This is a genomic window from Streptomyces sp. NPDC093261 (assembly GCF_044753645.1).
In the GTDB taxonomy this organism is placed as follows: domain Bacteria; phylum Actinomycetota; class Actinomycetes; order Streptomycetales; family Streptomycetaceae; genus Streptomyces.
On sequence record NZ_JBIVNO010000012.1, the window covers coordinates 38,144 to 64,702 of the forward strand.

General features: G+C 72.0%; 25 protein-coding genes. 10 read left to right on the top strand and 15 right to left on the bottom strand.

Annotated features, from left to right (window positions below):
• Positions 1-95 precede the first annotated feature (95 nt).
• Entirely contained in the window at positions 96-1,310 is a 1,215-nt protein-coding gene (locus ACIP94_RS24135; protein ID WP_402429198.1) for an erythromycin esterase family protein, read from the bottom strand.
• Positions 1,311-1,368: 58 nt separating this feature from the next.
• Here ACIP94_RS24135 and ACIP94_RS24140 point away from each other — a divergent pair, with 58 nt between their 5' ends.
• Entirely contained in the window at positions 1,369-2,100 is a 732-nt protein-coding gene (locus ACIP94_RS24140; RefSeq protein WP_402429200.1) for a TioE family transcriptional regulator, read from the top strand.
• Between the two features lie 210 nt (positions 2,101-2,310).
• On the opposite strand, the gene ACIP94_RS24145 is transcribed toward ACIP94_RS24140, so the two are convergent.
• Positions 2,311-2,778 (bottom strand): DUF4231 domain-containing protein, encoded by a 468-nt coding sequence (locus ACIP94_RS24145; protein ID WP_402429203.1) that lies wholly within the window; start codon positions 2,776-2,778, stop codon positions 2,311-2,313.
• 89 nt (positions 2,779-2,867) lie between these two features.
• A complete protein-coding gene (locus ACIP94_RS24150) occupies positions 2,868-4,049 on the bottom strand; it encodes a permease (protein ID WP_402429205.1) in 1,182 nt (393 codons plus the stop codon).
• Positions 4,050-4,246: 197 nt separating this feature from the next.
• Here ACIP94_RS24150 and ACIP94_RS24155 point away from each other — a divergent pair, with 197 nt between their 5' ends.
• Positions 4,247-4,936 carry a peptidoglycan-binding protein gene (locus ACIP94_RS24155; RefSeq protein ID WP_402429209.1) on the top strand — a complete coding sequence of 230 codons (690 nt, stop codon included), beginning with the start codon at positions 4,247-4,249 and terminating at the stop codon, positions 4,934-4,936.
• Between the two features lie 444 nt (positions 4,937-5,380).
• On the top strand, positions 5,381-7,204 hold the full coding sequence (locus ACIP94_RS24160; RefSeq protein WP_402429211.1) for a hypothetical protein: 1,824 nt from the start codon (positions 5,381-5,383) through the stop codon (positions 7,202-7,204).
• A gap of 152 nt (positions 7,205-7,356) precedes the next feature.
• Here the strand turns inward: ACIP94_RS24160 and ACIP94_RS24165 are convergent, their stop codons facing one another.
• On the bottom strand, positions 7,357-8,262 hold the full coding sequence (locus ACIP94_RS24165; RefSeq protein WP_402429213.1) for a nucleoside/nucleotide kinase family protein: 906 nt from the start codon (positions 8,260-8,262) through the stop codon (positions 7,357-7,359).
• A 17-nt stretch (positions 8,263-8,279) separates the two neighbouring features.
• On the opposite strand from ACIP94_RS24165, the gene ACIP94_RS24170 reads away from it, so the two are divergent.
• Together ACIP94_RS24170 and ACIP94_RS24175 are read left to right on the top strand one after the other, a co-directional pair.
• Positions 8,280-9,020 (top strand): beta-phosphoglucomutase family hydrolase, encoded by a 741-nt coding sequence (locus ACIP94_RS24170; protein ID WP_402429216.1) that lies wholly within the window; start codon positions 8,280-8,282, stop codon positions 9,018-9,020.
• On the top strand, positions 9,017-11,374 hold the full coding sequence (locus ACIP94_RS24175) for a glycoside hydrolase family 65 protein (protein ID WP_402429219.1): 2,358 nt from the start codon (positions 9,017-9,019) through the stop codon (positions 11,372-11,374). Before ACIP94_RS24170 ends, ACIP94_RS24175 begins: the two co-directional genes overlap by 4 nt.
• A 133-nt stretch (positions 11,375-11,507) precedes the next feature.
• Here ACIP94_RS24175 and ACIP94_RS24180 read toward each other — a convergent pair whose 3' ends face one another.
• The 3 genes from ACIP94_RS24180 to ACIP94_RS24190 all read right to left on the bottom strand — a co-directional run bounded on the left by ACIP94_RS24180 (position 11,508) and on the right by ACIP94_RS24190 (position 13,569).
• On the bottom strand, positions 11,508-11,813 hold the full coding sequence (locus tag ACIP94_RS24180) for a DUF1232 domain-containing protein (RefSeq protein WP_402429222.1): 306 nt from the start codon (positions 11,811-11,813) through the stop codon (positions 11,508-11,510).
• A gap of 123 nt (positions 11,814-11,936) precedes the next feature.
• A complete protein-coding gene (locus tag ACIP94_RS24185) occupies positions 11,937-12,320 on the bottom strand; it encodes a hypothetical protein (protein WP_402429225.1) in 384 nt (127 codons plus the stop codon).
• A 328-nt stretch (positions 12,321-12,648) separates the two neighbouring features.
• Positions 12,649-13,569, bottom strand: coding sequence for a MurR/RpiR family transcriptional regulator (locus ACIP94_RS24190; protein WP_402429228.1), 921 nt, complete (start codon positions 13,567-13,569; stop codon positions 12,649-12,651).
• Positions 13,570-13,771: 202 nt separating this feature from the next.
• Here ACIP94_RS24190 and ACIP94_RS24195 point away from each other — a divergent pair, with 202 nt between their 5' ends.
• Positions 13,772-14,161: a hypothetical protein gene (locus tag ACIP94_RS24195; RefSeq protein WP_402429231.1), complete on the top strand. Its 390-nt coding sequence runs from the start codon at positions 13,772-13,774 to the stop codon at positions 14,159-14,161.
• A 94-nt stretch (positions 14,162-14,255) separates the two neighbouring features.
• Here ACIP94_RS24195 and ACIP94_RS24200 read toward each other — a convergent pair whose 3' ends face one another.
• A complete protein-coding gene (locus ACIP94_RS24200; RefSeq protein WP_402429234.1) occupies positions 14,256-15,092 on the bottom strand; it encodes a hypothetical protein in 837 nt (278 codons plus the stop codon).
• 144 nt (positions 15,093-15,236) lie between these two features.
• On the opposite strand from ACIP94_RS24200, the gene ACIP94_RS24205 reads away from it, so the two are divergent.
• Positions 15,237-16,220 carry an aldo/keto reductase gene (locus ACIP94_RS24205; RefSeq protein ID WP_402429237.1) on the top strand — a complete coding sequence of 328 codons (984 nt, stop codon included), beginning with the start codon at positions 15,237-15,239 and terminating at the stop codon, positions 16,218-16,220.
• Between the two features lie 111 nt (positions 16,221-16,331).
• On the opposite strand, the gene ACIP94_RS24210 is transcribed toward ACIP94_RS24205, so the two are convergent.
• On the bottom strand, positions 16,332-16,619 hold the full coding sequence (locus ACIP94_RS24210) for a hypothetical protein (protein WP_402429240.1): 288 nt from the start codon (positions 16,617-16,619) through the stop codon (positions 16,332-16,334).
• Positions 16,620-16,867: 248 nt separating this feature from the next.
• Here ACIP94_RS24210 and tgmA point away from each other — a divergent pair, with 248 nt between their 5' ends.
• Both tgmA and ACIP94_RS24220 read left to right on the top strand, forming a co-directional pair.
• A complete protein-coding gene (tgmA, locus tag ACIP94_RS24215) occupies positions 16,868-17,059 on the top strand; it encodes a putative ATP-grasp-modified RiPP (protein WP_402429243.1) in 192 nt (63 codons plus the stop codon).
• 14 nt (positions 17,060-17,073) lie between these two features.
• Entirely contained in the window at positions 17,074-18,030 is a 957-nt protein-coding gene (locus ACIP94_RS24220; protein ID WP_402429246.1) for an MvdC/MvdD family ATP grasp protein, read from the top strand.
• A 59-nt stretch (positions 18,031-18,089) separates the two neighbouring features.
• Here the strand turns inward: ACIP94_RS24220 and ACIP94_RS24225 are convergent, their stop codons facing one another.
• From ACIP94_RS24225 to ACIP94_RS24235, 3 genes are all read right to left on the bottom strand, one after another.
• Entirely contained in the window at positions 18,090-19,703 is a 1,614-nt protein-coding gene (locus ACIP94_RS24225) for a serine/threonine protein kinase (RefSeq protein WP_402429249.1), read from the bottom strand.
• Positions 19,704-19,878: 175 nt separating this feature from the next.
• Positions 19,879-21,111 (bottom strand): 4-hydroxybenzoate 3-monooxygenase, encoded by a 1,233-nt coding sequence (locus tag ACIP94_RS24230; RefSeq protein WP_402429252.1) that lies wholly within the window; start codon positions 21,109-21,111, stop codon positions 19,879-19,881.
• Positions 21,112-21,169: 58 nt separating this feature from the next.
• Positions 21,170-22,141 (bottom strand): LLM class F420-dependent oxidoreductase, encoded by a 972-nt coding sequence (locus ACIP94_RS24235; protein ID WP_402429254.1) that lies wholly within the window; start codon positions 22,139-22,141, stop codon positions 21,170-21,172.
• A gap of 219 nt (positions 22,142-22,360) precedes the next feature.
• On the opposite strand from ACIP94_RS24235, the gene ACIP94_RS24240 reads away from it, so the two are divergent.
• Positions 22,361-23,842, top strand: coding sequence for a serine hydrolase domain-containing protein (locus tag ACIP94_RS24240; protein WP_402429257.1), 1,482 nt, complete (start codon positions 22,361-22,363; stop codon positions 23,840-23,842).
• Here the strand turns inward: ACIP94_RS24240 and ACIP94_RS24245 are convergent.
• The 3 genes from ACIP94_RS24245 to ACIP94_RS24255 all read right to left on the bottom strand — a co-directional run bounded on the left by ACIP94_RS24245 (position 23,808) and on the right by ACIP94_RS24255 (position 26,537).
• Complete coding sequence (locus ACIP94_RS24245; protein WP_402429260.1) at positions 23,808-24,602, bottom strand: PP2C family protein-serine/threonine phosphatase; 795 nt, start codon at positions 24,600-24,602, stop codon at positions 23,808-23,810. The two genes, ACIP94_RS24240 and ACIP94_RS24245, sit on opposite strands and share 35 nt — an antisense overlap.
• Before the next feature lie 76 nt (positions 24,603-24,678).
• The gene (locus tag ACIP94_RS24250; protein WP_402429263.1) at positions 24,679-25,041 is read right to left on the bottom strand and encodes a UBP-type zinc finger domain-containing protein; all 363 of its coding nucleotides are present in this window, start codon (positions 25,039-25,041) and stop codon (positions 24,679-24,681) included.
• On the bottom strand, positions 25,038-26,537 hold the full coding sequence (locus tag ACIP94_RS24255; protein ID WP_402429266.1) for an ATP-binding protein: 1,500 nt from the start codon (positions 26,535-26,537) through the stop codon (positions 25,038-25,040). Before ACIP94_RS24255 ends, ACIP94_RS24250 begins: the two co-directional genes overlap by 4 nt.
• Positions 26,538-26,559 lie beyond the last annotated feature (22 nt).

Here is a 26,559-nt window from a genome sequence, read left to right on the forward strand (position 1 = left end):
ACCGGGTCGAGCCTAGGACGTGAGCGTCGCCGACGGTGACGTCCCGATCGGTGACCTTGCGACCGTACCGGGTCGGCGCACCACCTCGTTGAGCATCATGGCTTCCGAATCTGTGGGACGTCCTTGACGAACACGATTCCGTCGACTCCGGCCAGGTGGGCCGGGTCGAGCGGGGAGTAGCCGTGATACGGGGACACGCGGGGCGCGGGACGCGTGTCGCCAAGGGCGGTGGCCAGCCGCGGGGCGTCGATGACGCAGCGGTCCTCCGGGAGCGCATACAGGAACCCTTCGACGGTGTCCGGGGGCGGGGTGCCGACTCCCTGGTGCCGGATCGTGCCGAGGGCCGTGGCCATGAAGGCGTACTCCTCGCCGAGCCGGGCGCTCACCAGCGCACCGGCGCTCCACCACTCCACCGGCCCCTCCCACATCTGCATCGTGCTCTTCTCCCGCTGGAGATGGGCATTGTGGGCGTGGACGAGTGCCGGGCCCCGAGCGGCGACGGCAAGGAGGTTGTGGGCCATCGTCACATCCCGCAGCGCGCACAGCCGCGTCATGCGGGCCGGTGAGGTGTCGGCCATCCAGTAGTGGTAGCGCAGCAGGCCGGTCGCGGTCCGCCCGTACAGGCGCGCCCGGTCCCAGTTGTCCTGCGAGGTCGTCGTGATCAGGTGGGGCCACTGCTGGTCGAGCAGCGCCACCAGATCGTCGGCGAGCAGCCGCAGCTCCTTGGCCTCGGCCGACCGCCCCGCGGACTGGGCCGGGTCCATCATCGCGGCGGGATTGGTCCACCGGTCGTCGGTGCCGAGCAGGCGGTCGAGCGTTTCCGCGGTGCAGGGGAGGAGGTCCGCGTCCACCCGGGCCGAGAGGTAGCCGTGGAGTGCAGTGAGGGCCTGCCGGGGGCTCGCGGCGCCGGTCATCTCCAGCGGTCCGTCGAAACCGGCGAAGCGCAGCCGCTCGGACGCGGGCCGGCCGTCGTTGTACGCGCGCATCCAGCGCACCAGCTCGCGGTTGGGTGCGGACGCGTTGAACCACCCGTGGCTGAAGCCGCGCTCCATGACGTCGTCCAGGGTGCCCGTTCCCGAGGTGACGTAGTCGTCCACGACCAGGCCCATCATGCAGTCGCTCTCGATCGCGATCGTCCGGTACCCCTCCTGCTCGACAAGCTGCCGGAACAGTTCGTTGCGCAGGTCGAGCAGCGTGGCCTCGCCGTGCGTGGGCTCGCCCAGGGCGAGCAGCCGCGGCCGGGCCGGGAGCAGCCTCATGACGGCGGCAGCCTCGACGGCATGGGCGGTGTCTTTGATGTCGGTCGCCATGCCTTCAACGGTATCGTTGAACTCTCGGTTGAAACTTTTCCGCGCTATCGTCGGAAACGTGGGACGAAACCTTCAAGGCGGTGAGCGGCTCAGGCCGGTAGACCTGGCGCGCGGGCACGGTCTGTCCACGCAGGCGATCAGGAACTACGAGGCGGCCGGCATCCTTCCGGCCGCCGGTCGCACACCGCACGGCTATCGCACCTACACGTCGCTGCACGCGCGGGCTCTGGGCGCGTTTCTTGCCCTGGTGCCCGGCCACGGTCACCCGACGGCAACGTCGATCATGCGCGCGGTGAACCGGGGCGCGGTCGACGAGGCGTTCCGTTTCATCGACGAGAGCCACGCCCAGCTCCTCGACGACCGCCGGACCCTCCAGGCCGTGGAGCGCGCCCTCCGCGGCCTGGAGTCCACCGCGGCGTCCCACCCCGACACCGCGTCCGGGCCCGACGGCACGTTCATCGGGCCGCTGGCGGAGAAGCTCGGCATCAGGCCCGCGACGCTGCGCGCAGGGGAGCGTGCCGGACTGGTGGTCCCGCGCCGCGACCCGCGGACCGGGTACCGCGTGTATGACGAGGCCGACGTACGGGACGCCCGACTGGCCCACCAGCTCAGGCGCGGCGGCTACCTGTTGGAGCAGATCGCCCCGCTCGTCGCCCAGGTACGGGCGGCCGGCGGGCTGGAACCGCTGGAGGCCGCCCTGGGTGACTGGCGCGGCCGGCTGTCCGCCCGGGGGCGGGCGATGCTGGCGGGGGCCGCCGAGTTGGAGGCGTACCTCCGCGAGCGCGGATGAGATGTGTCGGCCGTCAGCCGAAGAGAGACTCCCAGGACAGGACACACCCGGGCGCGCGACGGGTGCCCCCACCCGGCGACCCTCAGAGATCCCACCACCGCTTGCAGGGGTTCCACCTTCCGCGCCGCGCCTCGCGGCCAACGGCGCCGGCGGCCGCGTTCCGAGTACGGCGGAGGGGTGCGACCGGGCGGTGCGGCGGCCGACGGCCCGTCAGGTTTCCGCGGTCGGCAAGGGCGGTGCCGTGCGCTGGTGCTGGGCCTCCGACCACTCGCGGAGTTCGTTCGTGCCGACCTCCTCGATCGCCGCGTGCAGTGCCGCCCTCGCGGTGGTGTCGCGTTCGGCCGGCGAAAGCAGCAGATAGCGGTCGACGGACCGGCGCAGGGTCTCACGTGACTGCGACGCAAGCACCCAGCGCGGCGTGGGGTTGAACAACTGGCGCATTCCGGTGAAGAAGACGGCGCTGCCGGCGATGAGAGCGGTCAGCCAGGCCGGTGCGTGCAGACCGGCTGCCACGACCGTGGAGGACGTGGCGACCAGGGCGCCGATCTCCGTGACGTAGTGCTCGCGCCGGGCCCGGTCCCGCTGACGCCCGTAGAACGCCAGGTCCTTCTGGGCCAGGGCCAGGAGGGGGTCCGGTTGCGCGGTCCAGTCCTCTTCGGCGTACGCCTGTCGTCGCATCGCCCCATCATCGGGGTTCGCTGCGCCGGCGGGGAAGTGAACAGGCAAGACGCCCCTGTTCGGTGGCGGGCTTCCCCGGCGCTCGCCGCTCAGTGACGGCCCTCGTGCGCGCCGCTGTGCTCGGTGTTCTCGGCATGGTCGGGGGCGCCGCCCATCATGCCGAGCATCGCCGGGCCGCCGGTGCGCAGGAACCGTGCGAGCAGTGCGGCGGCCAGCAGCAGGAACGCGATGTTCAGCCAGGTGGTGTAGTTCCAGCTGACGCCCTCCTGCGGGATCCTGGCGGTGGCCTGGTCGGGGACCAGTCCGAGGCCGCCGAGGAGGAACTCGACCACATACCCGGCGACCACCATCGCCGTGTAGAAGGTGGCGAGAAGGAACAGGGCCATGCGTGCGCCGTAGTACTTCCGGTAGATGTTCAGGATGGGCAGGATCAGCAGGTCGGCGTAGATGAAGGCGATCACCCCGCCGAAGCTGATGCCACCCTTCCACAGCACCACCGCCAGCGGGACGTTGCCGATCGAGCAGACGAAGCTCACGATCGCCACCACCGGTCCGACGAGCGGTCCGATGAGCCGGGCCGTGAGCGGATGGTCGGCCAGGAAGAAGGACCGCCAGAAGTCGTCGGGCACCCAGGCGGCGATCGCGCCGGCGATCAGCAGACCGGCCACCAGGTCCCTCAGGATCGCCGCCCACTCCATGACGAAGATGTGCGACACGGAGGTGAGGCCCTCGCGTGAGAGCAGCCGGCGCAGGAAGCCGCCCTCGCCGCCCACCGACATGTCCATCGCGGCATGCCCCTCCATCGACCCGGCCAGCCCCCGCTCGGCCTGCTCACGGGCCTGCCGCAACAGCCGTTCGCGCAGCAGCACACGGAAGAGCACGGCGAGGACGACGATCATCACCGGTCCGCCGACGAACTCCGCGACCGTGAACTGCCAGCCCATCAACAGGGCCAGGATGACGCCCAGTTCGACCACCAGATTGGTGGAGGCGATCTCGAAGGCCATCGCCGCGGTGAAGTTGGCCCCCTTGCGGAACAGGGACCGCGCCAGGGCGACCGCCGCGTACGAGCACGAGGACGAGGCCGCGCCGAGCCCCGCGGCCAGGGTCAGCGTACGGGGCCGGTCGTCACCCAGCAGCCGTACGACCGTCGAGCGGCGCACCACCGCCTGCACCACGGCCGACAGGGTGAAGCCGAGGATCAGTGCCCAGGTGATCTCCCAGGTCATCGATCCGGTGATGGTCAGCGCGTGTCTGATCGCGTCCCACATGCGGCGCCCTCTCCCTGGCGGTCCGGAATGCAGGAAAGGGACTATACCCCTAGGGGGTATGAAGGGCGAGGGGGCTCGCCACTGCCGAACCGTGGTCGCCGTTCCCCACTGTGGTGTACCGGTGAACCGCTTGGCATGCCTGCACGTACTACCCCCCGGGGATGGGCCCAAGGCCGCGGGGACGGAAGGAGATCAGTGTGTCGACACCGCCCGAGCAGGTCCAGCCGGTGCGGCGCCAGGTGCTGGAACCCACCTATGTGACGCGCCGTCGTCGCACGGAGGCGCTGGCCGAACTCGTCAGACAGCTCCGCGACGGCGACGCCCGGCCGCCGGAGCCCGCATACGAACCGATCGTCGTCCATGTCGAGCCGACGGCCACCGAGGAGCCGACGGAAGAACTGCCCCCGGTGGCGGACGCCCCCCGCCACCGGCCCCCAGACATGCGGAACCGGTGCGAACGGCCCGCCGACGACGGGCTCACCCTGCGTCGCGCGGCCCTCACGGTCGGGGTGACCGCGGCCGCCCTGATCGGCTTCGGCGCCGCGCTGCTGCTGCCCGGCGCGCGGGACGACGGCGTCCCGGGCCGGGCGGACGCCCCGCCGGCCCGGCCGCCCGTCACCTCCGCACCCGCCCGGCAGCCGAGCGCGGACCCCGACGGCCCCGGCACCCTGCGTGAGGGCGACAGCGGGCCCGAGGTGACCGAACTGCAGAAGCGCCTGCTGCGCATTCCCGACGTCTACCAGGACGGCTCCACCGACGGCCGCTACGACGCCACGCTCGCCGCGGCGGTCGCCCGCTTCCAGCTCTGGTACGGCATTCGCGGCGACGAGACGGGCGTCTACGGCAACGACACCCGCCGCGACCTCGAGGCCCGCACCCCGCTGTAGCGGGTGCGGCGGCGGACACGGCCGGCGTACGGCGGCCGCTCACCCTGAGCCGTACGCCTCCGTGTCCGCTCACGCGGTACGGGCGTGTCGTGTGCCCCCTCGCGCGACACGCCCGTCACCGTGCGCCTACCGCCTGCCGTACGGCCGGCCTCTGAGCCGTACACCGGCACGGCCCGATAGCGGTCCGCTTCCCGCATGAAGATTCACGGCCGTGCGGTGTCCTCTCGGCGAGGGCCCGGCGACCGCGACATGTCCCCGCAACGAAGGCGGACGGCCCGGCTCACAGCATCGAACGCGCCGGTGCCCCCACACGGCCGGGGGCGTCGCAGGGCGTGATGTTCGCCCTGCCGACGCTCGTGCTCCTCCCGGTGCTCATCTGCCCTCCCGTCTTCCCGAAGAATCTGGCCGAGGGACCGGCTACTCCGGCAGGAAGGGCTGATCGACGTGCATCTTCCTTACCAGCGACGACCGTTGCACGATCTGGCGGACACCCCGGAGGCCTACGACGCCGTCCTCGCCGACGTCGAGGACCAGGCTCTGGCGCGCATGACGCCCGAGGGCAGTCTCGAACACCCCCGCGCGGTCCAGGACATCGGCGACACCTCGCTGGGCATCACCTCGTTGCTGGCGCTCGCCTGGCAGCGGACCGGGGACCCGAGGACGGCCGAGGCGGCCCGCCGGAGCCTCGCCTTCCATCTGCGCGAGCGGGTGTTCACCGAGGACAACCCCGGCTATCCCAATCTCACCGTGCGCGACTCGGGCCTGCCGTACGCCCGTTACGTCCTCGCGCCGGGTGCGCACCCGATCGGCGACTGGCCGAGCACGGTGTGGGCGCTGCTCCAGGCGGTCAACGTCCTGGACGCGGCACACGGGCTGTTCGACGGCGAGCAGCGCGCCGCGCTCAGGGCGCTGGCGCACGGCTACTGGCGGTGGCTCACCGAGGCGACCTTCTTCAATCCGCAGGAGGCGGGCAACCAGGCCATCGGCTGTGTGGTCGGCGGGCTGATGCTGGCCCGCCACCTCTCCGGCCCCCAGGGAGAGGCGGTCCGCGAGCGGGCGCTCGGCCTGTACGCCGACGAGATCCGCGCCCGCCGTGTGCGGGACCGGGGCGCGCTGCTGCCGTCGGAGCACAAAGGTGCCTACGACAACAACTACGGCCCGATCTCACTCTCCTTCCTCGCCCAGGCACACCGGGTGAGCGGCGAGGAGGTCTTCGCCGAGGACGGCGACACGCTCGCCCGGTACATCGACGCGCGCCTCACGAACGGCGGCTTCGACATCGGCGGTCCGCGCTACAGCGAACAGCACTGCGGTTTCGAGGCCGTGCTGGGTCTGCGCCACTTCAGCCGGCGCGTCGACGCCGACCTGGGCCGCTACCGGGGCGACACCCGCTGGGGGCGGCATGCGGCCCAGCCGGACGGCGGCGTCGACGGACACTTCGCCTTCATGCTGGTCTGGCAGATCCAGGACCCCATCCGCTGGCACCGGGCACCGTCGGCGGCGGTCGTCCGCCACCAACTGCGGGCCGGCACGGTCTCGGTGGCCTTCGACGACCGTATGACCCCGGCCCTGGTCGAAGCGGCGGGCACGTACTATCTGCCGGCCGCGGTCGACCGCCGGCACGGCTTCGGCCCGGTCGTCGACGGCTTTCTGCTGTGCCGGCCGATGGGCGCGGTCCGGGTGCGGGACGTCCGTGCGGCCGATCTGGCGGCCAAACTGGTCACGCAGCCCGTCGTCGATCGCGACCACGTCCTGCGTCATGTGCGGTCCCTGTATGTCACCGACGGCACCCGCCTGTGGGTCACGGTCGCCGTAGAACGCCTCGACGGGACGGCGTATCTGCTGGCCGGGCTGCCGTACGCCAAGGACGACGGTGACCGGGTGCGAAGGACGGCGGAGGGCGAGGTGACATCGGCGGGCACCCTGCGCCTGACGCATCCCGAGGGCGCGGACTCCTTCGACGCGCGCTCGCAACTCACCCAGGAGCAGGCGGCGTTCGCGCTGGCCGCCGACCCGCGTGTGTACGGCAACCCGGACGAGGGCTGGCGCCATCTGATCGCGTCCAGCGCGCTGGAGGCCGGACCGGCCCCGGGCGCCCCGGAGGGGCTGCACCTCTTCGCCGTGCGCTACGGCCCGGGCGGCTCCTTCGCCCCCACCTTCGACCACTTCGAGCAGGGACTGACCGTGCGCACGGAGGCGTTCACCGCCACGATCGGCGACCCGGCGGGCGACGCGTACGGCGAGCCACGGCTCACCCTGCACGGCTGACCCCAGCGGTCAAGCCAGGCCGGGGCCGTGGTCGGCAGCGCAGGCCGACGACACCCCACTCGCGCCGGTCCGCCTCGACGACCACCTCGCCCCGTCCGCGCGGCAGCGACCCGAACTCGGCGCACCAGGATGCCCCCACCCATGGCAGCAGCCTACGGCCGGCCCGCGGACCTCCTGGCCCGCGGCGGTTCGGGCGCGGTCGGCAACGCCTCCGCGGGCACCACCAGATCCGCCCGGTGCCGGGTCCTTGCCACCAGGTCCGCGTTGCGCTGGTCCGTGCCGCCCACCCACGCCACCGCGGTCTCGTGGTCCTTGCCGAACTCCTCGTGGCGGGCCACCAGCCGCCGCACGCGTTCGGGCTCGTCGATCTCGCAGAACCACACCTCGTCCAGCAGCGGCCTGACCCGCGCCCAGGCGCCCGTCTCCAGCAGCAGATAGTTGCCCTCCGTCACGACGAGACGCGCCGACGCCGGCACCGGGATCGCGCCCGCGAGAGGCTGTTCCAGCACCCGTTCGAACCCCGGCGCGTACACGGTCTCGCCATCCGTCTCCTCGCCCAACCGCCGCAGCAGCGCCGCGTACCCGGCCGCGTCGAACGTGTCCGGCGCGCCCTTGCGCTCACGGCGGCCCAGGCGGTCCAGCTCCGCATCCGCCAGGTGGAAACCGTCCATCGGGACGTGCGCCACCCACGGTGTCCCGTCGCCGTTCAGCTTCCGGACCAGGTGTTCGGCGAGCGTGGTCTTGCCCGCGCCCGGGCTGCCGGCGATGCCGAGGATCGCACGGCGACCGGGGCGCCCGAGGGACGCGGCCCGCTTCAGAAGATCGTCGAAGGTCATAGGTGTCCGCGCTCGCTGCCGGGTCGTGGGGAGCCCGCCGGTGCGGCGGGCCGGGTCAGGCCATTTGACCACCGGGGCGCACGGGAACGCGAGAGTGGGGAACCGGCCCACGGCAGCGACCCCAGGCAGGCCACGCGGGACGGGTGCGGGCTCCCGAGCCCGCCGGCCACGCGTGGGCGCCCGGCGGAATGTGGCCTTCACCACCCCCTGTGCGGCCCTCATGGGGGAAGGTGGCTCCTATGACAGAGCTCGGTCTTCCGGACGGCATCCAGGCCTGCCTTTTCGACCTCGACGGGGTCATCACCAAGACCGCCGTCGTCCACGCGGCCGCGTGGAAACAGACGTTCGACGATTTTCTGCGACGACGGGACGGGGAGTCCTACCGCCCCTTCGACGAGGTCTCCGACTACGACGAGTACGTCGACGGGCGGCCCCGCGCCGACGGCGTCCGCACCTTCCTCGCCTCCCGCGACATCCGGCTGCCCGAGGGCGCCCCCGACGACCCGGCCGACCGGGACACCGTCCACGGCCTCGGCAACCGCAAGAACGAACTGCTGCTGGAACTGATCCGCACCCGCGGTGTCGAGGCGTACGACGGCACCATCCGCTACATCCAGGCCGTGCGCGCCGCCGGACTGCGTACGGCCGTCGTCTCCTCCAGCGCCAACTGCCGCGACGTCCTGCGGTCCATCGGCGCCGAGGACCTCTTCGACGTGCGCGTCGACGGGATCGTGGCCGCCGAGCGGCGTCTGCCGGGCAAACCGCACCCCGACACCTTCCTCGCCGCCGCCCAGGACCTCGGCGTCGAGGCGAAGGCCGCCGCCGTCTTCGAGGACGCGCTGGCCGGCATGGACGCCGGGCGCTCGGGGCACTTCGGGTACGTCGTGGGAGTGGACCGCGTCGGCCAGGCGGACGCGCTGCGGGCACACGGCGCCGATGTCGTCGTACGGGATCTCGCGGAACTGGGGGCGCCTTCGTGATCACGCAGAGCTCGTACGCCGTCGAACCCTGGGTGCTTCGCGAGCGGGGACTGCATCCGGACGTCCTGCCGCAGAGCGAGTCGGTGTTCGCGCTGTCCAACGGGCATGTCGGCTGGCGCGGCAACCTCGACGAGGGGGAGCCGCACGGACTGCCGGGCTCCTATCTCAACGGCGTCCACGAGTTGCATCCGTTGCCGTACGCGGAGGCGGGGTACGGCTATCCGGAGTCCGGGCAGACCGTCATCAACGTCACCAACGGAAAGATCATCCGTCTGCTGGTGGACGACGAGCCCTTCGATCTGCGCTACGGCCGGCTGCGCTCCCACGAGCGTGTCCTCGATCTGCGGGCCGGCACGCTCACCCGGACCTGTGAGTGGACCTCACCGGCCGGCACGACGGTCCGGGTGCGCTCCACCCGGCTCGTGTCCTTCACCCAGCGCGCGATCGCCGCCGTCGCCTACGAGGTCGAGGCCCTCGACGCGAGGGCCCGGATCGTGGTGCAGTCGGAGCTGGTCGCCAACGAGCAACTCCCGGGCCGTGAGGGCGACCCGCGGGCCGCCGTCGTCCTCGAGTCGCCGCTGGAGTCGGAGGAGCACTTCGCGAAGAGCGGCCGGCTGAGGCTGGTGCACCGCACCCGCAGGAGCGGCCTCAGGGTAGGCGCCGCCGCCGACCACCTCGTCAGCGGCCCCGACCCGACCACCACCGACAGCGAGGCGAGCGAGGACCTAGCCCGCCTCACCATCGCCACCGTGCTGGACCCGGGCGAACGGCTGCGCGTGGAGAAGTTCGTCTCCTACGGCTGGTCGGGCACCCGCTCGCTGCCCGCCGTCAGCGACCAGGTGGACGCGGCGCTGGCCGCCGCCACAAGCGGGGGCTGGTCCGCCCTCCTCGCCGAGCAGCGCGGCTACCTGGGCGAGTTCTGGGCGCGTTCCGATGTCGAGATCGACGGTGACGAACAGATCCAGCAGGCGGTCCGCTTCGCCCTGTTCCATGTGCTCCAGGCCGGGGCCCGTGCGGAGCAGCGGGCGATCCCCGCCAAGGGGCTGACCGGCTCCGGCTACGACGGTCACGCCTTCTGGGACACCGAGATGTTCGTGCTGCCCCTGCTCACCTACACCTCGCCGGACGCGGTCGCCGAGGCGCTGCGGTGGCGGCAGAACACGCTGCCCGCGGCCCGGGAGCGGGCCGTGCAACTGGGCCTGCGGGGCGCGGCGTTCCCCTGGCGGACCATCGAGGGCTCGGAGGGGTCGGCGTACTGGCCCGCGGGCACCGCCGCGTTCCATGTGAACGCCGACATCGCCGACGCGGTCGTCCGGTACACCTCCGCCACCGGCGACGAGCGCTTCGACCGCGACACCGGGGTGGAACTCCTGGTGGAGACGGCCCGGTTGTGGCGCTCACTCGGTCACCACGACCACCACGGCACCTTCCACATCGACGGGGTGACCGGCCCGGACGAGTACAGCGCGATCGCCGACGACAACACGTACACCAACCTGATGGCCCGCGCGAACCTGCTGGCCGCGGCCGACGCCGTCGAGCGCCATCCGCGCCGGGCCGCGGAGCTGGGCGTCGACGTGGAGGAGAGCGCCGCCTGGCGGGAGGCCGCGGAGGCGATGCACATCCCCTACGACGACGAACTGGGCGTGCACGAGCAGCACACCGGGTTCACCCGCTACCAGCGCTGGGACTTCGCCTCGACGCGCGCCGACCAGTACCCGCTGCTGCTGCACTTCCCGTATTTCGACCTGTACCGCAAGCAGGTGGTCAAGCAGGCCGACCTGGTCCTGGCGATGTACACGTGCGGCCCCTTCTTCGACGCGGAGCACAAGGCACGCAACTTCGCCTACTACGAACCTCTGACCGTGCGCGACTCGTCCCTGTCCGCCTGCTGCCAGGCGGTCATCGCGGCCGAGACGGGCCATCTGCGGCTCGCCTACGACTATCTGCACGAGGCCGCGCTGATGGACCTGGAGGACCTGGAGCACAACACCCGGGACGGCCTGCACATCGCGTCCCTGGCCGGTACCTGGATGGCACTCGTCGGGGGCTTCGGCGGTCTGCGCCACCACGGGGAGAGGTTCGCGTTCGCGCCGCGTCTGCCGGAGCGTTTCGGCCGGCTCGCCTTCACCCTCGAACTGCGGGGTTGCCGACTGCGAGTGGAGATCGGCCGTACCACGGCCACGTACACCCTGCTGAAGGGTGGCCCCCTGACCATCCATCACCACGGAGAGCCGCTCACCCTCGACGCGGACAAGCCGCAGACCCGCGACATCCCGCCCATCAAGCCGCGCCCGGCCCCGGACCAGCCGCCTCATCGGCGGCCGAACCACCAGCCCGGCAAGGAGGGGTGAGGGCGCCCGCCGGAATCCGATACGGCGGCCGACGTCCGGCACCGGCGGATGGCAGCGGCCGGGGAGGGGACCCCGGCCGCACGTCACGCCAGTGGCGGGTGACGGCCGGGGCGATGTCCTCGTCCGTCGCCCGTCAGTCGGACAACGCGCCGTCGCGGCGCTCGAGTTCCCGCACCGGCATGGCGGACCGCATCGACTTCAGTGCCAGCAGCAGGACGGCGATGTCGTCGAGGTAGACGGGATCGGGCAGCAGATCGGTCGGCAGCACCAGATACAGGACCGCGCCCCAGAAGACCCAGCGGGGCCCCGTCGGCAGTCCGGCGCGGCGCAGGTCGCGGCGCGTGCGGACCAGCCGCAGCAACAGCGCGAGCGCCACGCCGAGCAGTGTGGCCGCGAGGACCGCGACGACGGCGATCACGGTCCAGCTCATGGAGTCCATGCACAGCTCCGGGCATCCGTAGGAGTCGTCCTCTCCTACGGATGCCCGGCTTCGCGGCGGACAGTGCCCGTGCCGGGCCGAATGGCCCGGACGGTCGCGGCGGAGCGGGTGTGCCGGGCGCGGTCAGTGGCCGCGGGCGGCGCCGCTGTCCACCAGGGCCTGGGAGACCGCGCGTACGCTGCGCGCGATGTGCTGGAGCTGCATCAGCTCGGCGGCGTAGAGCCGGATGGTGTGCTCGATGACCGACTCGGGCAGTCCTAGCCGGGGCAGCTCCGCCCGCGCCGTCTGCAGCGCGGTCCGCGCCACCCGCACCTCGTGCTGCACCTGGATCTGCGCATGCCGGGCGAGCAGGACCGGGTGGCGGATCAGGGCCGGGTAGCTGGCGTAGCGAGCGGGGACGAGTTCGCGCAGCCATTTGGCGGCCGATCGCTCCCAGTCGTAGCTGCCGGGTGCTTTGACCTGGCACGGCCAGTCCGAGCTGATCGGCGAGTACGTCGTCAAGGCCATGGTCTTCGCTTCCGGGTCACGTCGGCTCAGGATGTGCGGCACCTCGGGGGCGGCTCCGGCCAGGGGAGGGCCGGAGCCGCCGCCGTGGACACCCGCGACAGGCGGGTCCCGGCCGGACACCCGGCGCCCGTGGGTAGGAGCGGACGGCCCCGGTGGTCCGGACGGCGTGTCCGGGAGGGGAAGCCCGGGCCACGATCCGCGAGCAGTATTTATATATACCGGCGGATACGCAAGGACATGAAAAAATTCATCTGCAGTTTGGTGCGATTCTTCCCGTCTTGCGGGCGCGGCCTCCGTCGGCCCTTGAGGAAGACTTGAGGAGCGGCCGTCAGTCCTTGAGGAAGAACTGATGCTGGTCGGCGATCTGCTCGTACTCGTCGAGGCGGGCCTGCGTCCGCTCCGGGTCGGCGTCGGTCATGGCCTGGAGCAGGGCCGCGGCCATCAGTCCGGGGGCGGCGTACGAGTCGAAGACCAAACGCGAGCCGGTGCCGGTGGCGAAGACGACGTCGGCCTCGTCGGCCAGCGGCCCCAGTCCCAGATCGGTGATCAGCGCGACCTTGAGCCCCGCCTTGCGCGCCACCCGCACCGCCGTCAGGGTCTCCTGGGCGTGCCGGGGCATCCCGAACGCCAGCACCCAGGTGCCGCCAGCCTCCCGTGACTGGAGCAGCGCGTCATAGGCGACGGTGCCGCCGCGGGTCACCAGCCGTACGTCGGGGTGGATCCGCCGGGCCCCGTAAGCGAAGTACTCGGCGAGCGAACCGGAGATCCTCAGGCCCATCACGGTCAGCGGGGTCGACTCCGACAGCGCCCGCCCCACGCGGATCACCTGGTCCGGGTCGGCGAAGTCCCGGCGCAGGTTCTCCAGGTTCTCGATCTCGGCGTCCACGGCCGCCTGGAGCTCGTTGCTGCGCGCTTCCGCGGGGGTGCTGGGAGTGCCGAGGTTGCTCAGAGCGATGGCCTGGAGCTTCTCCCGCAGCGCCGGGTAGCCGCTGAAGCCGACGGCCGCCGCGAAACGCGTCACCGAGGGCTGGCTGACGCCCGCCCGCTCGGCCAGGTCCGTGATCGACAGGAAGGCCGCCTCGGTGAGGTGCTCGATCAGATACTGGGCGATCCGGCGATGCCCAGGGGACAGCCGCGGACCATCGAACAGCTCTCTGAGCTGGGACGTCGGGCTGGCTCCCGCCTCCGGGACCGTCTTGCCCGCAGTGATCGCAGACTCCTGCGCGCGTGTCTGCTGCGGCGATGGCACCGGACCGCCTCCTTTATGTGCCTCGGACTTTCAACATAGCTCACGGGCATCGCTGACCAGGGACCTTACGGCCCACATCACAGCCGGCTCCCCGACAGGCGCACCCGTGGCCACGGCCTTACCGTCGTGCATGGAGACCCGGGGGAGGGGTACCCGCGTCGCCCTACGAAGGACGCGTCGGCCACGAAGGAGAGGAGCGGCCGTGAACTCGCCCGTAGCGCACACACCGCAGGTCGAGGTGGTGCTCAGTGACTGCTCGCCGACGGACGCCGGGAGCCTGTTCGCCGAACTGTGCCGGCATTTCGCATCCGACCGCTGCGCCGACGACACACCGCACGAGACCTCCGGAGCCCGGCCCACGATGTGGACCGGCACGTTCGACACCTCGACGTCCCCCGGTGAGTCCGCCGGGACGCCGTCGGCACCGTCCCTGTCCGGTCCCGTGAAGGCCGAACTGCAGGGCGAACCCCGGGCGGTGGAGCGTCTGCGACAAGCCCTGGACGAGACGTTCGTCGTCCATCAGTTGGGTGCGGTGGCAGGCGACCAGGAGGTCGAGGTCGAGCTGCGGCTGGAGAGCCGCCGGCCGGCCTGAGCCCACCGCCTCACCGCGGACACGGTGAAAGGGCGCGGCCGTCCGCGCCCTTTCGTCATGGGCGGAGCCGAAGGGGCGAACGGCCTGGGCGGGCTCACCCGTGGGACGTCGGCTCCAGGTATCGGTGGAGGGAGGCCGTCAGCGCGGTGACGAAGGCGTCACGGGTGCGGCCGGGCACCAGGTCGAGCGACAGATAGGGGTTGAGGTCCTCAAGCTCCACCAGCAGCAGGTCCCCGTCCCGGGTGCGGCAGGCGTCCACGCGCTGGATCCCCTGGTCGAGCGTGTTCCAGTCGATGAAGCGCCGGGCGAAGGCCAGATCGGCGTCCGTGGGGGCGTAGGGTTCGAGGACCCAGCGCCGCTCGGGGTCCGGTGCGTGCAGCGCGTACTGGAAGGCGTCGTCGACGTAGTAGAACGACACCTCGTAGCGGAAGTCGATGCGCGGCTGGACCAGGATGTCGCCCCAGGTCAGTTCCGTCAGCCGGGGACGGGGCACGAAGTCCAGGCCGATGGAGTCCGCCCCGGCCGTCGGCTTGACGGCGTACCGGTCCGCCTCGGGCAGCCGGCCGAGGTCCTCGGGGCGGTCCACGGTGGGGATGACCGGGAAGCCGGCCTCGGTCAGATCCAGCAGGTACTGCTTGCCGGCCATGTCGGCCCGCCCGGTCAGCGGGTTGTACACCCGGGTGCCATGCGCGGCGGCCCGGGCGCGGAAGGCGTCGTAGGCCTGCTGGTAGTGCAGCACCGGTCCGCTGTTGCGTACGACGACGGCGTCGAAGCCGTCCATCAGCGCGGCGGCGTCCAGCGGGTGGCACAGGGCGATGTCGAAGTCCGCGCGCAACCGGGACGACAGGTCGATGTCCTCGTCGCAGTAGCGCCGCCCGCGCGCCGGATAAGCCAGATCGGTCACGTACAGCAGGCGGGGGCGGGCGGGCATGGGCGTCTCCTCGGTCGGTGCGCCCAATCTAGTCCGCCCGCCGGAGCCGCTTCGGGCGGCGCCCCTCACCCGGGGAGCGGGCGTGTACGGCGCGCAGGATCGGGCGTCCCCTGCGCGGGCGGGACCGGATGACACACTGGCCACATGGAGGAACGAGAATTCCGCAGGTCGGGGCAGCACGCGTCGGTCATCGGCCTCGGCACCTGGCAACTGGGCGCGGACTGGGGTGACGTCGACGACACGACCGCTCACGAGGTGCTGGAGGCGGCGGCCGAGTCCGGCGTGACGTTCTTCGACACCGCCGATGTGTACGGCGACGGGCGCAGCGAGCAGACCATCGCCGCCGTCCTGCTCGGCAGGCCCGACCTGCATGTGCTGGTGGCGACCAAGATGGGGCGCCGCGTCGACCAGATCCCGCAGAACTACGTCCTGGACAACTTCCGCGCCTGGAACGACCGTTCCCGGCGCAATCTCGGCGTCGACTGCATCGACCTGGTGCAGCTCCACTGCCCGCCGACGCCCGTCTACTCCTCCGACGAGGTGTACGACGCCCTCGACACACTGGTCGAGGAGGACCGTGTCGCCGCGTACGGGGTGAGCGTCGAGACATGCGCCGAGGCGCTGACCGCGATCGCCCGCCCGAATGTGGCGAGCGTGCAGATCATCCTCAACCCGTTCCGGATGAAACCTCTGCGCGAGGTCCTGCCGGCCGCGCGGGAGGCGGGCGTGGGCATCATCGCCCGGGTGCCGCTGGCCTCCGGCCTGCTGTCGGGGAAGTACACCAAGGACACGGTCTTCGCCGTCAACGACCATCGCTCGTTCAACCGGCACGGCGAGGCCTTCGACCAGGGCGAGACCTTTTCCGGCGTGGACTACGCGACCGGCGTGGACGCGGCGGCGGAGTTCGCCGCGCTCACCCCCGAGGGCTTCACGCCGGCTCAGCTGGCGCTCGCCTGGATCATCCGGCAGCCCGGTGTGACCACGGTGATCCCCGGGGCCCGTTCGGCCCACCAGGCCCGCGCCAACGCGGCGGTCGCGAAGCTTCCCGCGCTGTCGCGGGAGACACTCGACGCGATCGGTGACCTCTACGAGCTGCGGATCAGGGAGCAGGTGGAGGACCGCTGGTAGGAACCACGCGGCAGACCGGTCGGTGACCGCCGGTCGAGCGGCCCGGACCGGCAAGATGACATGCCGTCAGGCCGCCGCGTGATCAGCGCCTCATGCAGCCGAGGGCAGGAGTCACGCCGTCAGGGCGGAGCGGCCGGCGCGGGTCGTGCCCCGTGCGGCGGCCCGTACCCGGTAGGTGGTCTTGGCCCGGTCCACCACGGGATCCCCGAGCACGATCCGTCCGGCCACGAGCAGCGCCTCGCACTCGTCGGTGGGCAGTGCCGTATGACGGCCGCCCGACTGCCAACAGCCGTAGCGACGGCGCCCGTTGGCGTGGACGGTGAGGAAGACCGGTATGCGCTGGTCCATGATCAGGCGCAGCACTTCGGCAGCACGGGCACTGAGCCGAGGGCGCGTCATGGTCGGTCTGCCTTTCGGGGCATGGGCTGGCGGTCGTCCCGCCCGGAGCGAGATGATCTTTACCCCGCATTGTTGCCGAGCCCACCGACAGCACGCATCCGGCTTGCCGAGGAGTTCTCCGGAGGGCGCCGGCCAGGTCCTGACAATGTGATGACCTTCACCCTGATGTGGCGGAAAGTGATGAATTCCTTACGCGAGGAGGACGTAAAGAGTTGCGAAGAGACACCTTTGGCACATGGAGGTTTTTCGTGCGACCGTTCACCCTCAACTACGCCGTGCCACGCGGGATTCCGGCTGTGGTGACGCCGTATCGCTTCGACACCTCCCGGCAGTTGAACGTGCTGCCCGACGGCCGGCCCGCCGTGAGCGACCGGGCGCTGCTCCACGCGGCCGGGACGACGACGTCCACCGCCGGCTCCCAGACGCACTTCGACGACTGACGGCCCGCATCCGGATGACGGTCCTCATCCTCACGTCGGAGCAGGACGTGACCGCGGACTTGGTGGTGGCCGTGCTGCTGCAACGGGGCGTTCCCGTGATGCGCCTGGATCCCGCCGACCTCCCCGGCAAGGCGGTCCTGGCCGCCGACTACGCCCACGGTGACTTCGACGGCCATCTCTCGGTCAACGGGCATGTGCTGAGCATGGGCGGGCTGCGCTCGGTGTGGGTGCGCAGGCCGGGGGAACCCGCCGCCCACGCGGCACACGCCTCCCGGTGGCTGACCGCCGAGACGCGGCAGGCCCTGTACGGCATGCTGCTCTCGGCCCCGACCCGCTGGATGAACCATCCCCGCAACGCCGACCAGGCCCGCTACAAGCCGTGGCAGCTGCGGGTCGCCCACCTCAGCGGCTTCGCCGTGCCGCCCACCCTGATCACCACCGCCCCCCGCGTCGCCCAGCGGTTCGCCGAGGAGTACCGGGAGGTGGTGGTGAAGTCCGCCTCGGGGCCGCCGCCGGGCGACCCGGAACTGGCGTTGCCCACCACGCTCATCGGACCCGACACCGACTTCTCCGCCGTGGCGGCGGGCCCCGTGCTGCTCCAGCGCTACGTCCCCAAGCGCGCCGACATCCGGCTGACCTGTGTCGGCCCCCGCCTGTTCGGCGCACGCAAGAGGGCCGCGCCGGACCAGATCGACGGCCGGTACGGCGACACCGGGTACTCCTGGGAGGCCACGGCGGTGCCGGAGCGCGTCGTGACGTCGGTGCAGGAGTATCTGGCGCTGTCCGGACTCGCCTATGCGGCCTTCGACTTCGCCGAGGACGAGGACGGGCTGTGGTGGTTCCTCGAGTGCAATCAGGGCGGCCAGTTCGGCTTCATCGAACTGGAGACCGGGCAGGAGATCGCCGAGGCGGTCGGCCTGTGGCTCGCCCAGCGGCCGTCGGACCGCCGTTCCCCCGAGGGCCGTCGGTGACGACCCGCTCCGCCGTGCATCGGAGCGGGCGTGGGGCCTCGGGCCCGGCGGGCCCGCCGTCAGCCCGCCGTCGCCCGGAAGGTGCGCAGGATCACGTCCAGGGCCTGCTGGTCGGCGGCGCTGTCGGTGCCGGCGGCGGGGGTTGTCCAGCGCAGGGAGAATCCGCGGCCGCCTCCGGTGAGGAAGCCACGGCCGAAGGTGCGCACCCGGACGCCGTCGACCGTGGACAGCCACACCATGTCGGCGCCCTGGTAACCCTGGTACGTGACGGCGCGGATGGTGCCCACCCGCGTGAAGTCGTCGTCCGTGCTCCGCAGGGACGTCTCCAGGTTCTGCCACGCCGCGACCGGATTCCGGCCGAGGCGCACGCCGGCGGTGACGGTCAGCGTGCGCGGGTCCTTGCCCGAGCCGAACGTCACCCGGTAGGTGTCCTCGGCGGCCGGGGTCGTGCTGAGGCGCTTCCATCCTCGTGGCAGGTCGACGGAGAAGCCCTCGGCGGCGACGAAGCGTTCGAAGTCCGCGTGCGGATCACCGGGGGCTGTCGGCGAAGGGGAGGAGGAGGGGGACGCGGTCGCCGTCCTGCCGGTCTCGGTGGGGAGCGAGCGGCCGGAGCCGTCGCCGGACGGGCCCGCCGAGACGGCCGGCGGGCCGGAACGGGAGGGCTCCGCACCGGCGGAGGGGATGCTGCCGTAGTGGCCCGCCGTGGCCAGGACGGCGACCGACGAGGCAACGACCACCAGTCCCGCCCCCGCCAGTGCGGACCGGCGCACGGCCGGTCTGCTCCAGGCCCGTCCGGCCCGGTGCGCGACCAGCCGGGCACCGCTGGGGCCGGTCGCCGGCGCCTGTGGGCCGGAGGCCGCCGTGTCTCCGCTCAGGACGCGCGCCAGCGACGCACGGACCACCACCTCCGGCACCCGCTCCAGGGCGTCCCGGCGCAGCAGCCCCGTGACGGCCGGCGTCAGAGGGCCGGACTTCGCCGGCGCGCGCAACGGCAGCCGGTCCACCGCGCGCAGGGTCGCCTCGACCGTGCCCCGGTCCTTGACCGGCGGCCGCCCCTCCGTCATCGCGTACAGGAGCGCGCCCACCGCCCACTGGTCGGCCGCCGGGCCGGCGCTCGTCCCGCGTGCCTGTTCGGGGGAGGCATACGAGGGCGCGGTGACCCGCTGGGTGACGGACGCGCCGATCAGCCCGAACCCGGTCACCACGACACCGCCGTCCTCCCGCACGAACACCTGGCCGGGGCTCAGGTCGCCGTGGGTCAAGCCCCTGCGGTGGGCGGCCTCCAGCACATCGAGAATGCCGAGACCGATCCGCGCCGCCCGCACGTAGTTGAGGGGCCCTCGGGTCAGGATCTCGCCCAGGGGCGTGCCCTCGACGCGTTCCGTCACGGCCCACAGGACACCGTTGTCCTCGATCACGTCGAGGACAGCGGCGACTCCCTCCGGGCACAGCGCTTGCATCGCCTCCGAGTCGCGCAGTATGCGGGCGACCGTGCGGCGCGCGCCGGCCTCGGGCGTCGAGGGGGCGAGCCGTGACCCTATGAGCGTGACCGGCCGCTCGAACTCGACGTCCTCGCCGAGCCCGACGGTCCGTCCCTCCTCCTGATGGACGACCGCGAGCGTGCGGTACCGACCGGCAATCAACTCCTTGGCGGAGACCTGCCCGTGGTCCATCGTCACCCCTTGCTGCGCACCAGACTCTCCGGTTTCCCGGATGTACGGCGGGCGTGACGGTGGGTGTTCAAAGAAAGGGGATTTCTTCGCACCGGATTTCTCGCGGCCCGTGTGTGCGGCTTGAACACCCATGCACACGTGCGAGAACGCTCTGCGTCGACTACTGGCCAGTAGGTTACTGTGGGTTACGGGAGGCCGTCGATCCGATGTACGACTCGGCGAACGCGGCCGCCGCCGCGGGCGAGTGGAACAGTCGCCGCAGTCGGGCCGTCGCATTGCCCGCGCGGAACGGATCGCCGGACGAGGGGCCGTGCAGCAGCTCGGCGAACCACTCCGAGAACTCCTGGTACTCCCACACCCGGCGCAGACAGGCCGCCGAGTAGCCGCGCAGTCCACCGGCGTCGCCCTTACGGTGGTACGCGATCAGCGCGTCGGCGAGCAGCAGCGCGTCGTGCAGGGCGAGATTCATGCCCTTCGCGGCGATCGGGGCGACGAGGTGGGCGGCGTCGCCCGCGAGGAACAGCCTGCCGTAGGCCATCGGCTGCACCACATGGTTGTGCATGTCGAGCACCCGCTTCTCGATCAGCCGGCCCTCCGTCAGCGGCGTCGCCCCGGTCGCGGCCAGCCGGGTGTGCAGCTCGGACCAGACGCGGTCGTCCGGCCAGTTCTCCGGGTCGTCGCCGGGCGGGCACTGCAGGTAGTAGCGGGTGACCTCGGGACTGCGGGCCATATGGGCGGCGAAACCGCGCGGATGGATCCCGAAGACGACGCAGTCCGACGACGGCGGCGCCTGAGCGAGCAGCGCCAGCCAGCCGACCCCGTAGTCGAGCCGCGCGAGGTGTGCGCGCTCCGTCGGCAGCGCGGACCGGGTGACGCCGCGGGCCCCGTCGCACCCGGCGACGATGGCGCAGTCGATCCGGCGGCGCGCCCCCGAGTCCGGATCCGTGTACGACACCGACGGCCGCTCGGTGTCGATGCCGTGCAGCTCCACCTCCCGCACCCGGAACCGTATGTCCCCGCCCTTGACGTCCGTGTACTCCCGCACCAGGTCGGTCACGAGCAGCGGCTGCGGGTAGACGAAGTGGTGGTGGCCGGAGATGTCCGTGTACGGGAAGCGGTGCCGTTCACCGTCGATGCGGAACTCGCAGGTGCTGTGCGTGGACGCCCGTTCCAGCAGTCCCCCGGCGAGCCCGTGCCGCTCCAGGGCCCGTACCGCCCACTCCTCCAGGAACCCCGCCCGGGGCCGCCGTTCGATGAACTCCCGGCTCTCGGCCTCCAGGACGACACAGCCGACGGAGGCGTCTCGCAGGATGTTGGCAAGGGTCAGCCCGGCCGGTCCCGCGCCGACGATGACGACGGGCACGCGCTGTTCGGACGGTGGGAGGGCGGTGGGGGAAGAGTCGATCACCCGCTCATTATGGTGGTGTACGGTCAACGCAGCCCTGGGGGCACCCCTGTTGCCCGGCTCAGCGCAGAGCCTCCCGCAGCGCGGGCAGCAGTTCCTTGGCCGACCACTCGATGAACTCGGTCTGTGTGTCGCCGCCGATCTGGACGAGCGCGATCTCCGTGAACCCGGCCTCGGCGTAGGGCCGTACGGCCTCGACGAAGTCCGCCGGGTCGTCGCCGCACGGGATCGAGGAGGCCACGTCCTCTGGCCTGACGTACTGCGTGGCCGACGCGAACGAATCCGGATGCGGCAGCTCGGAGTTGACCTTCCAGCCGCCGCCGAACCAGCGGAACTGCTCGTGCGCCCGCCGTACCGCGGCGTCCCGGTCGCGGTCGTAGCACACGGGCAGCTGCCCCACCCGGGGCTTGCCCTCGCCGCCGTGCCGGTCGAAGGAGACGAGGAGTTCCCGCTTCGGCTCGGTGGCGATGACGAGGTCCGCCAGCCGGCCGGCCAGGGCGCAGGACCGCTCGCCGGAGACGGCGACACCGATCGGCGGCGGCTCGTCCGGCAGGTCCCACAGCCGGGCCGAGTCCACGTCGAAGTGCCTGCCGCGGCGGCTGATATGGCCGCCACCGAACAGATCGCGGATGATGCCGACCGCCTCCTCGAGCATCTCGTGCCGGACCTCGATCGAGGGCCAGCCACGGCCCACCACATGCTCGTTGAGGTTCTCACCGGAACCGAGACCCAGCCGGAACCTGCCCTGGGACAGCAGTTGCATCGTGGCGGCCTTCTGGGCCACCACCGCCGGGTGGTAACGCACGCTGGGGCAGGTCACATACGTCATCAGCGGGATCCGTGAGGTGGCCTGCGCGGCGGCGCCCAGCACACTCCACGCGTACGGCGAGTGCCCTTGCTCCCGCAGCCACGGGAAGTAGTGGTCGGAGGTCACGGAGAAGTCGAAGCCGGCCTCCTCGGCCCATACCACATGGTCGACGAGCGCACGCGGGCCCGCCTGCTCGGTCATCATCGTGTATCCGATTTGCACCATAAGCAGGCGGGTTCCCGGTCGCAGGACACGGAAACGGGACGGCGGAGCCGCCTCACCCTACAATCATTTCCCGTCAGATCCGTGCCCGTCGGATCCCTGCCCGTCGGGATCATGGACATGTCCCGACCGGGACCGTAAGGATGGCGCATACAGCAAGGAGGGCGGACACGGCGAACCGCAGCCGTGCCCACCACCCGCGACCGCCAGGAGGCCCGCCGGATGAGCGCCCGTCCGTTGCCCGTCAGCACGCCCGCCGAGCAGGGGGTCGACGCCCGCGGGATCCATGCGTTCCTCGACGCGGTGGAGGCGGCACCGGACATCGAGCCGCACAGCCTGATGATCCTTCGTCACGGACGCCTGGTGGCCTCCGGCTGGTGGGCGCCCTACACCGCGGACCGCCTGCATCTGCTGTACTCGCTCAGCAAGAGCTTCGCCTCGACGGCCGCCGGGGTCGCCGCCGCCGAGGGGCTCCTCGACCTCGACGCGCCCGTGATCTCGTACTTCCCGGAATTCGCGGCGGACATCACCGACGCGCGCAGCCGCGCCATGCGGGTCCGGCACGTCGCGTCCATGGCGAGCGGGCACCTCGCCGAGACCTACGACAGGGCGTTCGGCACCGACCGGGCCGAACCCGTGCGCGGCTTTCTGCTGGTCCCACCCGACCGGGACCCCGGCACCGTCTTCGCCTACAACCAGCCCGCGACCTACACCCTGGCCGCCATCGTCCAGCGCTGCTCGGGCCAGTCGCTCACCGAGTATCTGCGCCCGCGGATCCTCGATCCGCTCGGCATCGGCCAGGTCGCCTGGATCCAGCATCCCCGGGGCCGCGACCTCGGCTTCAGCGGACTGCACGCCACCACGGACGCCATCGCCCGCCTGGGCCTGCTGTACCTCCAGGACGGCGTCTGGGAGGGCAGGCGTCTGCTGCCGTCGTCCTGGATCGCCGAGGCGACCCGCCCACACATCTCCACCGCCGACGGCACCCCCGAGGGTGCCCGGTCCGACTGGCAGCAGGGTTACGGCTTCCAGTTCTGGATGTCGCGGCACGGATACCGCGGCGACGGGGCGTACGGCCAGTTCTGCGTCGTCCTGCCCCGGCACGACGCCGTGATCGCCACGACCGCCGCCACCGGGGAGATGCAGAAGCTGCTCGACGCGATGTGGCGCCATCTGCTGCCCGCGTTCGGCCCCGGCCCGCTCATGGGCCGCGCCGACGAGGACAAAGCGCTCCGGCACCGCCTCGACCATCTCGCCCTGCCCGCGGTCGCCGCCGACCCGGCGCCCACGGCGGCCTCCGGGCGCTGGTCAGGGGCCCGGCTCACGCCCCGGGGCGGCCGCTGCGGCGACCAGCCCAGCCTGACCGCGGCCGAGATCTCGGGCTCGGACGGCGGCTGGGCGGTGACGCTCGTGGAGGGCGACGACCGCCTTGTGCTGCGTGTTCCCCGCTCCGGCTGGGCCGTCGACGAGGCGCCCCTGCCCACGGCCGTGAGCGGCGGCTGGACGGACCCGGACACCCTGCGGCTCGACGTCGCCTTCCTGGAGACACCGCACCGCCTCACGGTGACCGGCACCCTCGACGCGGACACCCCCGGCGCCGGCACCTTCACCGCCCGCTGGCACACCGTGCCCCTGGGGGGCGGCCCGCTGCGCCGCAACCGGGCGCCCCTCAGCCCCCGGGAGGGGCGGGCACCACGCGGATGACCGCGGCGGTGACATTGTCCTCGCCGCCGGCGACCAGGGCGCGGCTCACCAGCGTCCGCGCATCGGCCAGGACGTTGCGCCCCTGCCGCCCGAGCACCGCCGGCAGCCCGGTGGCGTCCGGCAGGTGCCGCCACAGGCCGTCCGTGCACAGCAACAGTCGGCCGGGCACCCGGGGCCGGTGGCCGCGGACCTGCGCGGTCACCGGCCCGGCGTCGGCGCCCAGCCAGGCGGTGAGGGCGTCGTGTTCGCCCGTGTCGTCCTCGGACATCAGCAGGCCGGGCCCCTCGCCGGGCAGCCAGTAGGCCCGGCTGTCACCGACCCAGGCGCTCCAGATCCCAGCCGGACCGGCGACGCCCGCGACGAACGTACAGGCGGGTGCGCGGTCCCGCGACACGGCCAGCGCGCTCACCGCCCGGCCCGCGCGCCCGGCGGCCGCGGCGAGCGCCACCTCGGGCACCTCCCCCTCCCGCAACCGTGCGATCAGGGCCGCCGCCCCGGCCTCGGCGGCGACCCGGGCCGCACGGTCCGGCCGCGGTGACAGGGAAACCCCGCCACAGACCACCCCGACCGTCCACAGCCCGGTGGCGGCCAGCGTCAGGGCGTCCGCGTTGACCTCCCGCCGGGGGCCCCGGTCGCTGACCCCGGCCGCGTCGGTGCCCACCGTGATCTCCACATGCGCACGGAACGCCGGCTGCGGCACACCGCAGTGCCGGCAGACACCGTCGGGCGCCACCGTGCCGCCGCATCGGACACATCCCATGGTCTCGGCCATCAGCCGGCAAGCCCGCCTCGCCCCGGCCCGCCGCAGCCCCGGATCCTCGGCTGCCGACGGGCCGTCAGGCCCGCTCCTGGCGGAGCGTCTCCGCCCAGTTCGCCGGGACGCGGCCCGCGGGCCCCGGCACCGGCTGGTCGACCGGGTGGTAGACCGGCGGAGCCAGCTCGGGTCCGGATTCGTACAGCTCGGAGGTGGTGTAGTCCCAGAACCAGTCCTCGCCCGGCTCGAAACTGCGGATCAGCGGGTGCCGGGTGGCGTGGTAGTGGGCCGTCGCGTGCTTGGCGGGGGAGTCGTCGCAGCAGCCGATGTGCCCGCACTGCGCGCAGCGCCGCAGATGGACCCACCATCCGCCCGCCTCGTCACACTCCACGCAACCCGCGCCGCTGGGCGGGACTCTGGGGTCGATTCCGCTGGCTGTGGTCATGATGCCTCCACTGGTGTCTCGGAACCGGGCTGCGCGCCGGAGTCCTGCTCCGGGACGTCGGACTCCCCGGGGCTGAGCGGCAGGCGCACCTGGAACCGTGTGTCCCCGGGCTGCGAGCTGAAGTCAAGGCTGCCGTGGTGCTTGTTGACGACGATGCGCCAGGAGATGTCCAGCCCCAGCCCGGTGCCCTGGCCGACCGGCTTCGTGGTGAAGAACGGGTCGAAGATGCGGTCGCGGATCTCCGGCGGCACGCCGGGACCCGTGTCGCGGAACTCGACCAGCAACCGGTCCCGGTCGAGCGCGGTCCGCACGGTCAGCGTGCCGTCCCCGCCCGTCTCGTTCATCGCCGACACCGCGTTGTCGACGAGGTTGGTCCACACCTGGTTCAGCTCGCCGGGGTAGGCGGGGATGCTCGGCAGGGTGCGGTCGTAGTCCTTGACCACGGCGATCCGGGGCCCGATCTTCCCGGAGAGCATCAGCAGGGTGCTGTCGAGGAGTTCGTGCACATCGGCGACCTGGTACGGGGCCCGGTCGAGCTGCGAGTACTGCCGCGCCGCGTTCACCAGGGTGGAGACCCGGGTCGTGGAGTCCTCGATCTCGTTCATCAGCAGCTCGGTCTCGACCGTGTAGTTGAGCCAGCGGATCGCGCCCTCCAGGGTCCCCTCCTGGACCGTCGCCGCGACCTGGTCCAGCCAGTCGGTGTCGAGGCCGGCCTGCACGAAGATCGGTGCGAGCTGCCAGGCGTCCTGGATGCCGTGGTCGTCCAGCCAGTCACCGACCGCGTCCTCGCGGTCGGATGTCTCCAGGGGACTGAGCGGGACGGCCTTCGCGACTTGTTCCGCCGTCCGCTCCTGGATGTCCACCAGCGTCAGCAGCGCCTCCGGCTCATACCGCCCGGCCGCGATCACCCCCAGCTTGTGCCGCATCCCGGCCACCCGCTCGCGCAGCGCCGACGTGGCACGCACGGCCGCCGCCGCCGGGTTGTTGAGCTCGTGGGTGAGACCGGCGGACAGGGAGCCCAGCGCCAGCAGCCGTTCCCGCTGGTTGATGACCTGCTGGATGTTCTTGGTGCCGAAGAACAGCCCCTCCAGCAGATGCACGGCCATCGGGAACCAGTCCCGCATGACGCCGGCGAACGTCTCGGCGGGCAGGACGAAGAACCGCGAGGGTTCGGTGACCCGCATCGAGGCGTTGTACCGGCCCGCCCGCGCCCGGTCGCCCAGATACGCCTGGAAGGCGCCCGCGTACACGCCGCGCTGCGAGGTCCGGTTGGTCTCCACGTCGTCGTTGCCGACCCGGCGCGAGAGTACGACCGTGCCTTCGAGGAGAACGAAGAAGCAGGTGGCGGGCTCGCCCTCGGTGTACACCGGGCCGGGCTCGAACTGCTCCACCCGGCCTTCCCTGCACAGCCGCGCCAACTGGTCGTCGCTCAGCTTCTCGAACAGGAAGAGCGTCTTGAGCTCCTCCATGTCGCACATCATCGGCCGGCCGCTCATGTCCGCTTCCCGGGCTGTGGGT

Excerpts from the sequence above, each read along its gene's own strand:
- ACIP94_RS24205 (WP_402429237.1), top strand. The coding sequence starts at position 15,237 with ATGGAGGAACGAGAATTCCGCAGGTCGGGGCAGCACGCGTCGGTCATC.
- ACIP94_RS24235 (WP_402429254.1), bottom strand. The coding sequence starts at position 22,141 with ATGGTGCAAATCGGATACACGATGATGACCGAGCAGGCGGGCCCGCGT.
- ACIP94_RS24210 (WP_402429240.1), bottom strand. The coding sequence starts at position 16,619 with ATGACGCGCCCTCGGCTCAGTGCCCGTGCTGCCGAAGTGCTGCGCCTG.
- ACIP94_RS24150 (WP_402429205.1), bottom strand. The coding sequence starts at position 4,049 with ATGTGGGACGCGATCAGACACGCGCTGACCATCACCGGATCGATGACC.
- ACIP94_RS24200 (WP_402429234.1), bottom strand. The coding sequence starts at position 15,092 with ATGCCCGCCCGCCCCCGCCTGCTGTACGTGACCGATCTGGCTTATCCG.
- ACIP94_RS24225 (WP_402429249.1), bottom strand. The coding sequence starts at position 19,703 with ATGGACCACGGGCAGGTCTCCGCCAAGGAGTTGATTGCCGGTCGGTAC.
- ACIP94_RS24255 (WP_402429266.1), bottom strand. The coding sequence starts at position 26,537 with ATGAGCGGCCGGCCGATGATGTGCGACATGGAGGAGCTCAAGACGCTC.
- ACIP94_RS24245 (WP_402429260.1), bottom strand. The coding sequence starts at position 24,602 with ATGGGATGTGTCCGATGCGGCGGCACGGTGGCGCCCGACGGTGTCTGC.
- ACIP94_RS24145 (WP_402429203.1), bottom strand. The coding sequence starts at position 2,778 with ATGCGACGACAGGCGTACGCCGAAGAGGACTGGACCGCGCAACCGGAC.
- ACIP94_RS24135 (WP_402429198.1), bottom strand. The coding sequence starts at position 1,310 with ATGGCGACCGACATCAAAGACACCGCCCATGCCGTCGAGGCTGCCGCC.
- ACIP94_RS24170 (WP_402429216.1), top strand. The coding sequence starts at position 8,280 with ATGACAGAGCTCGGTCTTCCGGACGGCATCCAGGCCTGCCTTTTCGAC.
- ACIP94_RS24220 (WP_402429246.1), top strand. The coding sequence starts at position 17,074 with ATGACGGTCCTCATCCTCACGTCGGAGCAGGACGTGACCGCGGACTTG.
- ACIP94_RS24240 (WP_402429257.1), top strand. The coding sequence starts at position 22,361 with ATGAGCGCCCGTCCGTTGCCCGTCAGCACGCCCGCCGAGCAGGGGGTC.
- ACIP94_RS24250 (WP_402429263.1), bottom strand. The coding sequence starts at position 25,041 with ATGACCACAGCCAGCGGAATCGACCCCAGAGTCCCGCCCAGCGGCGCG.
- ACIP94_RS24165 (WP_402429213.1), bottom strand. The coding sequence starts at position 8,262 with ATGAGGGCCGCACAGGGGGTGGTGAAGGCCACATTCCGCCGGGCGCCC.
- ACIP94_RS24180 (WP_402429222.1), bottom strand. The coding sequence starts at position 11,813 with ATGGACTCCATGAGCTGGACCGTGATCGCCGTCGTCGCGGTCCTCGCG.
- ACIP94_RS24185 (WP_402429225.1), bottom strand. The coding sequence starts at position 12,320 with ATGGCCTTGACGACGTACTCGCCGATCAGCTCGGACTGGCCGTGCCAG.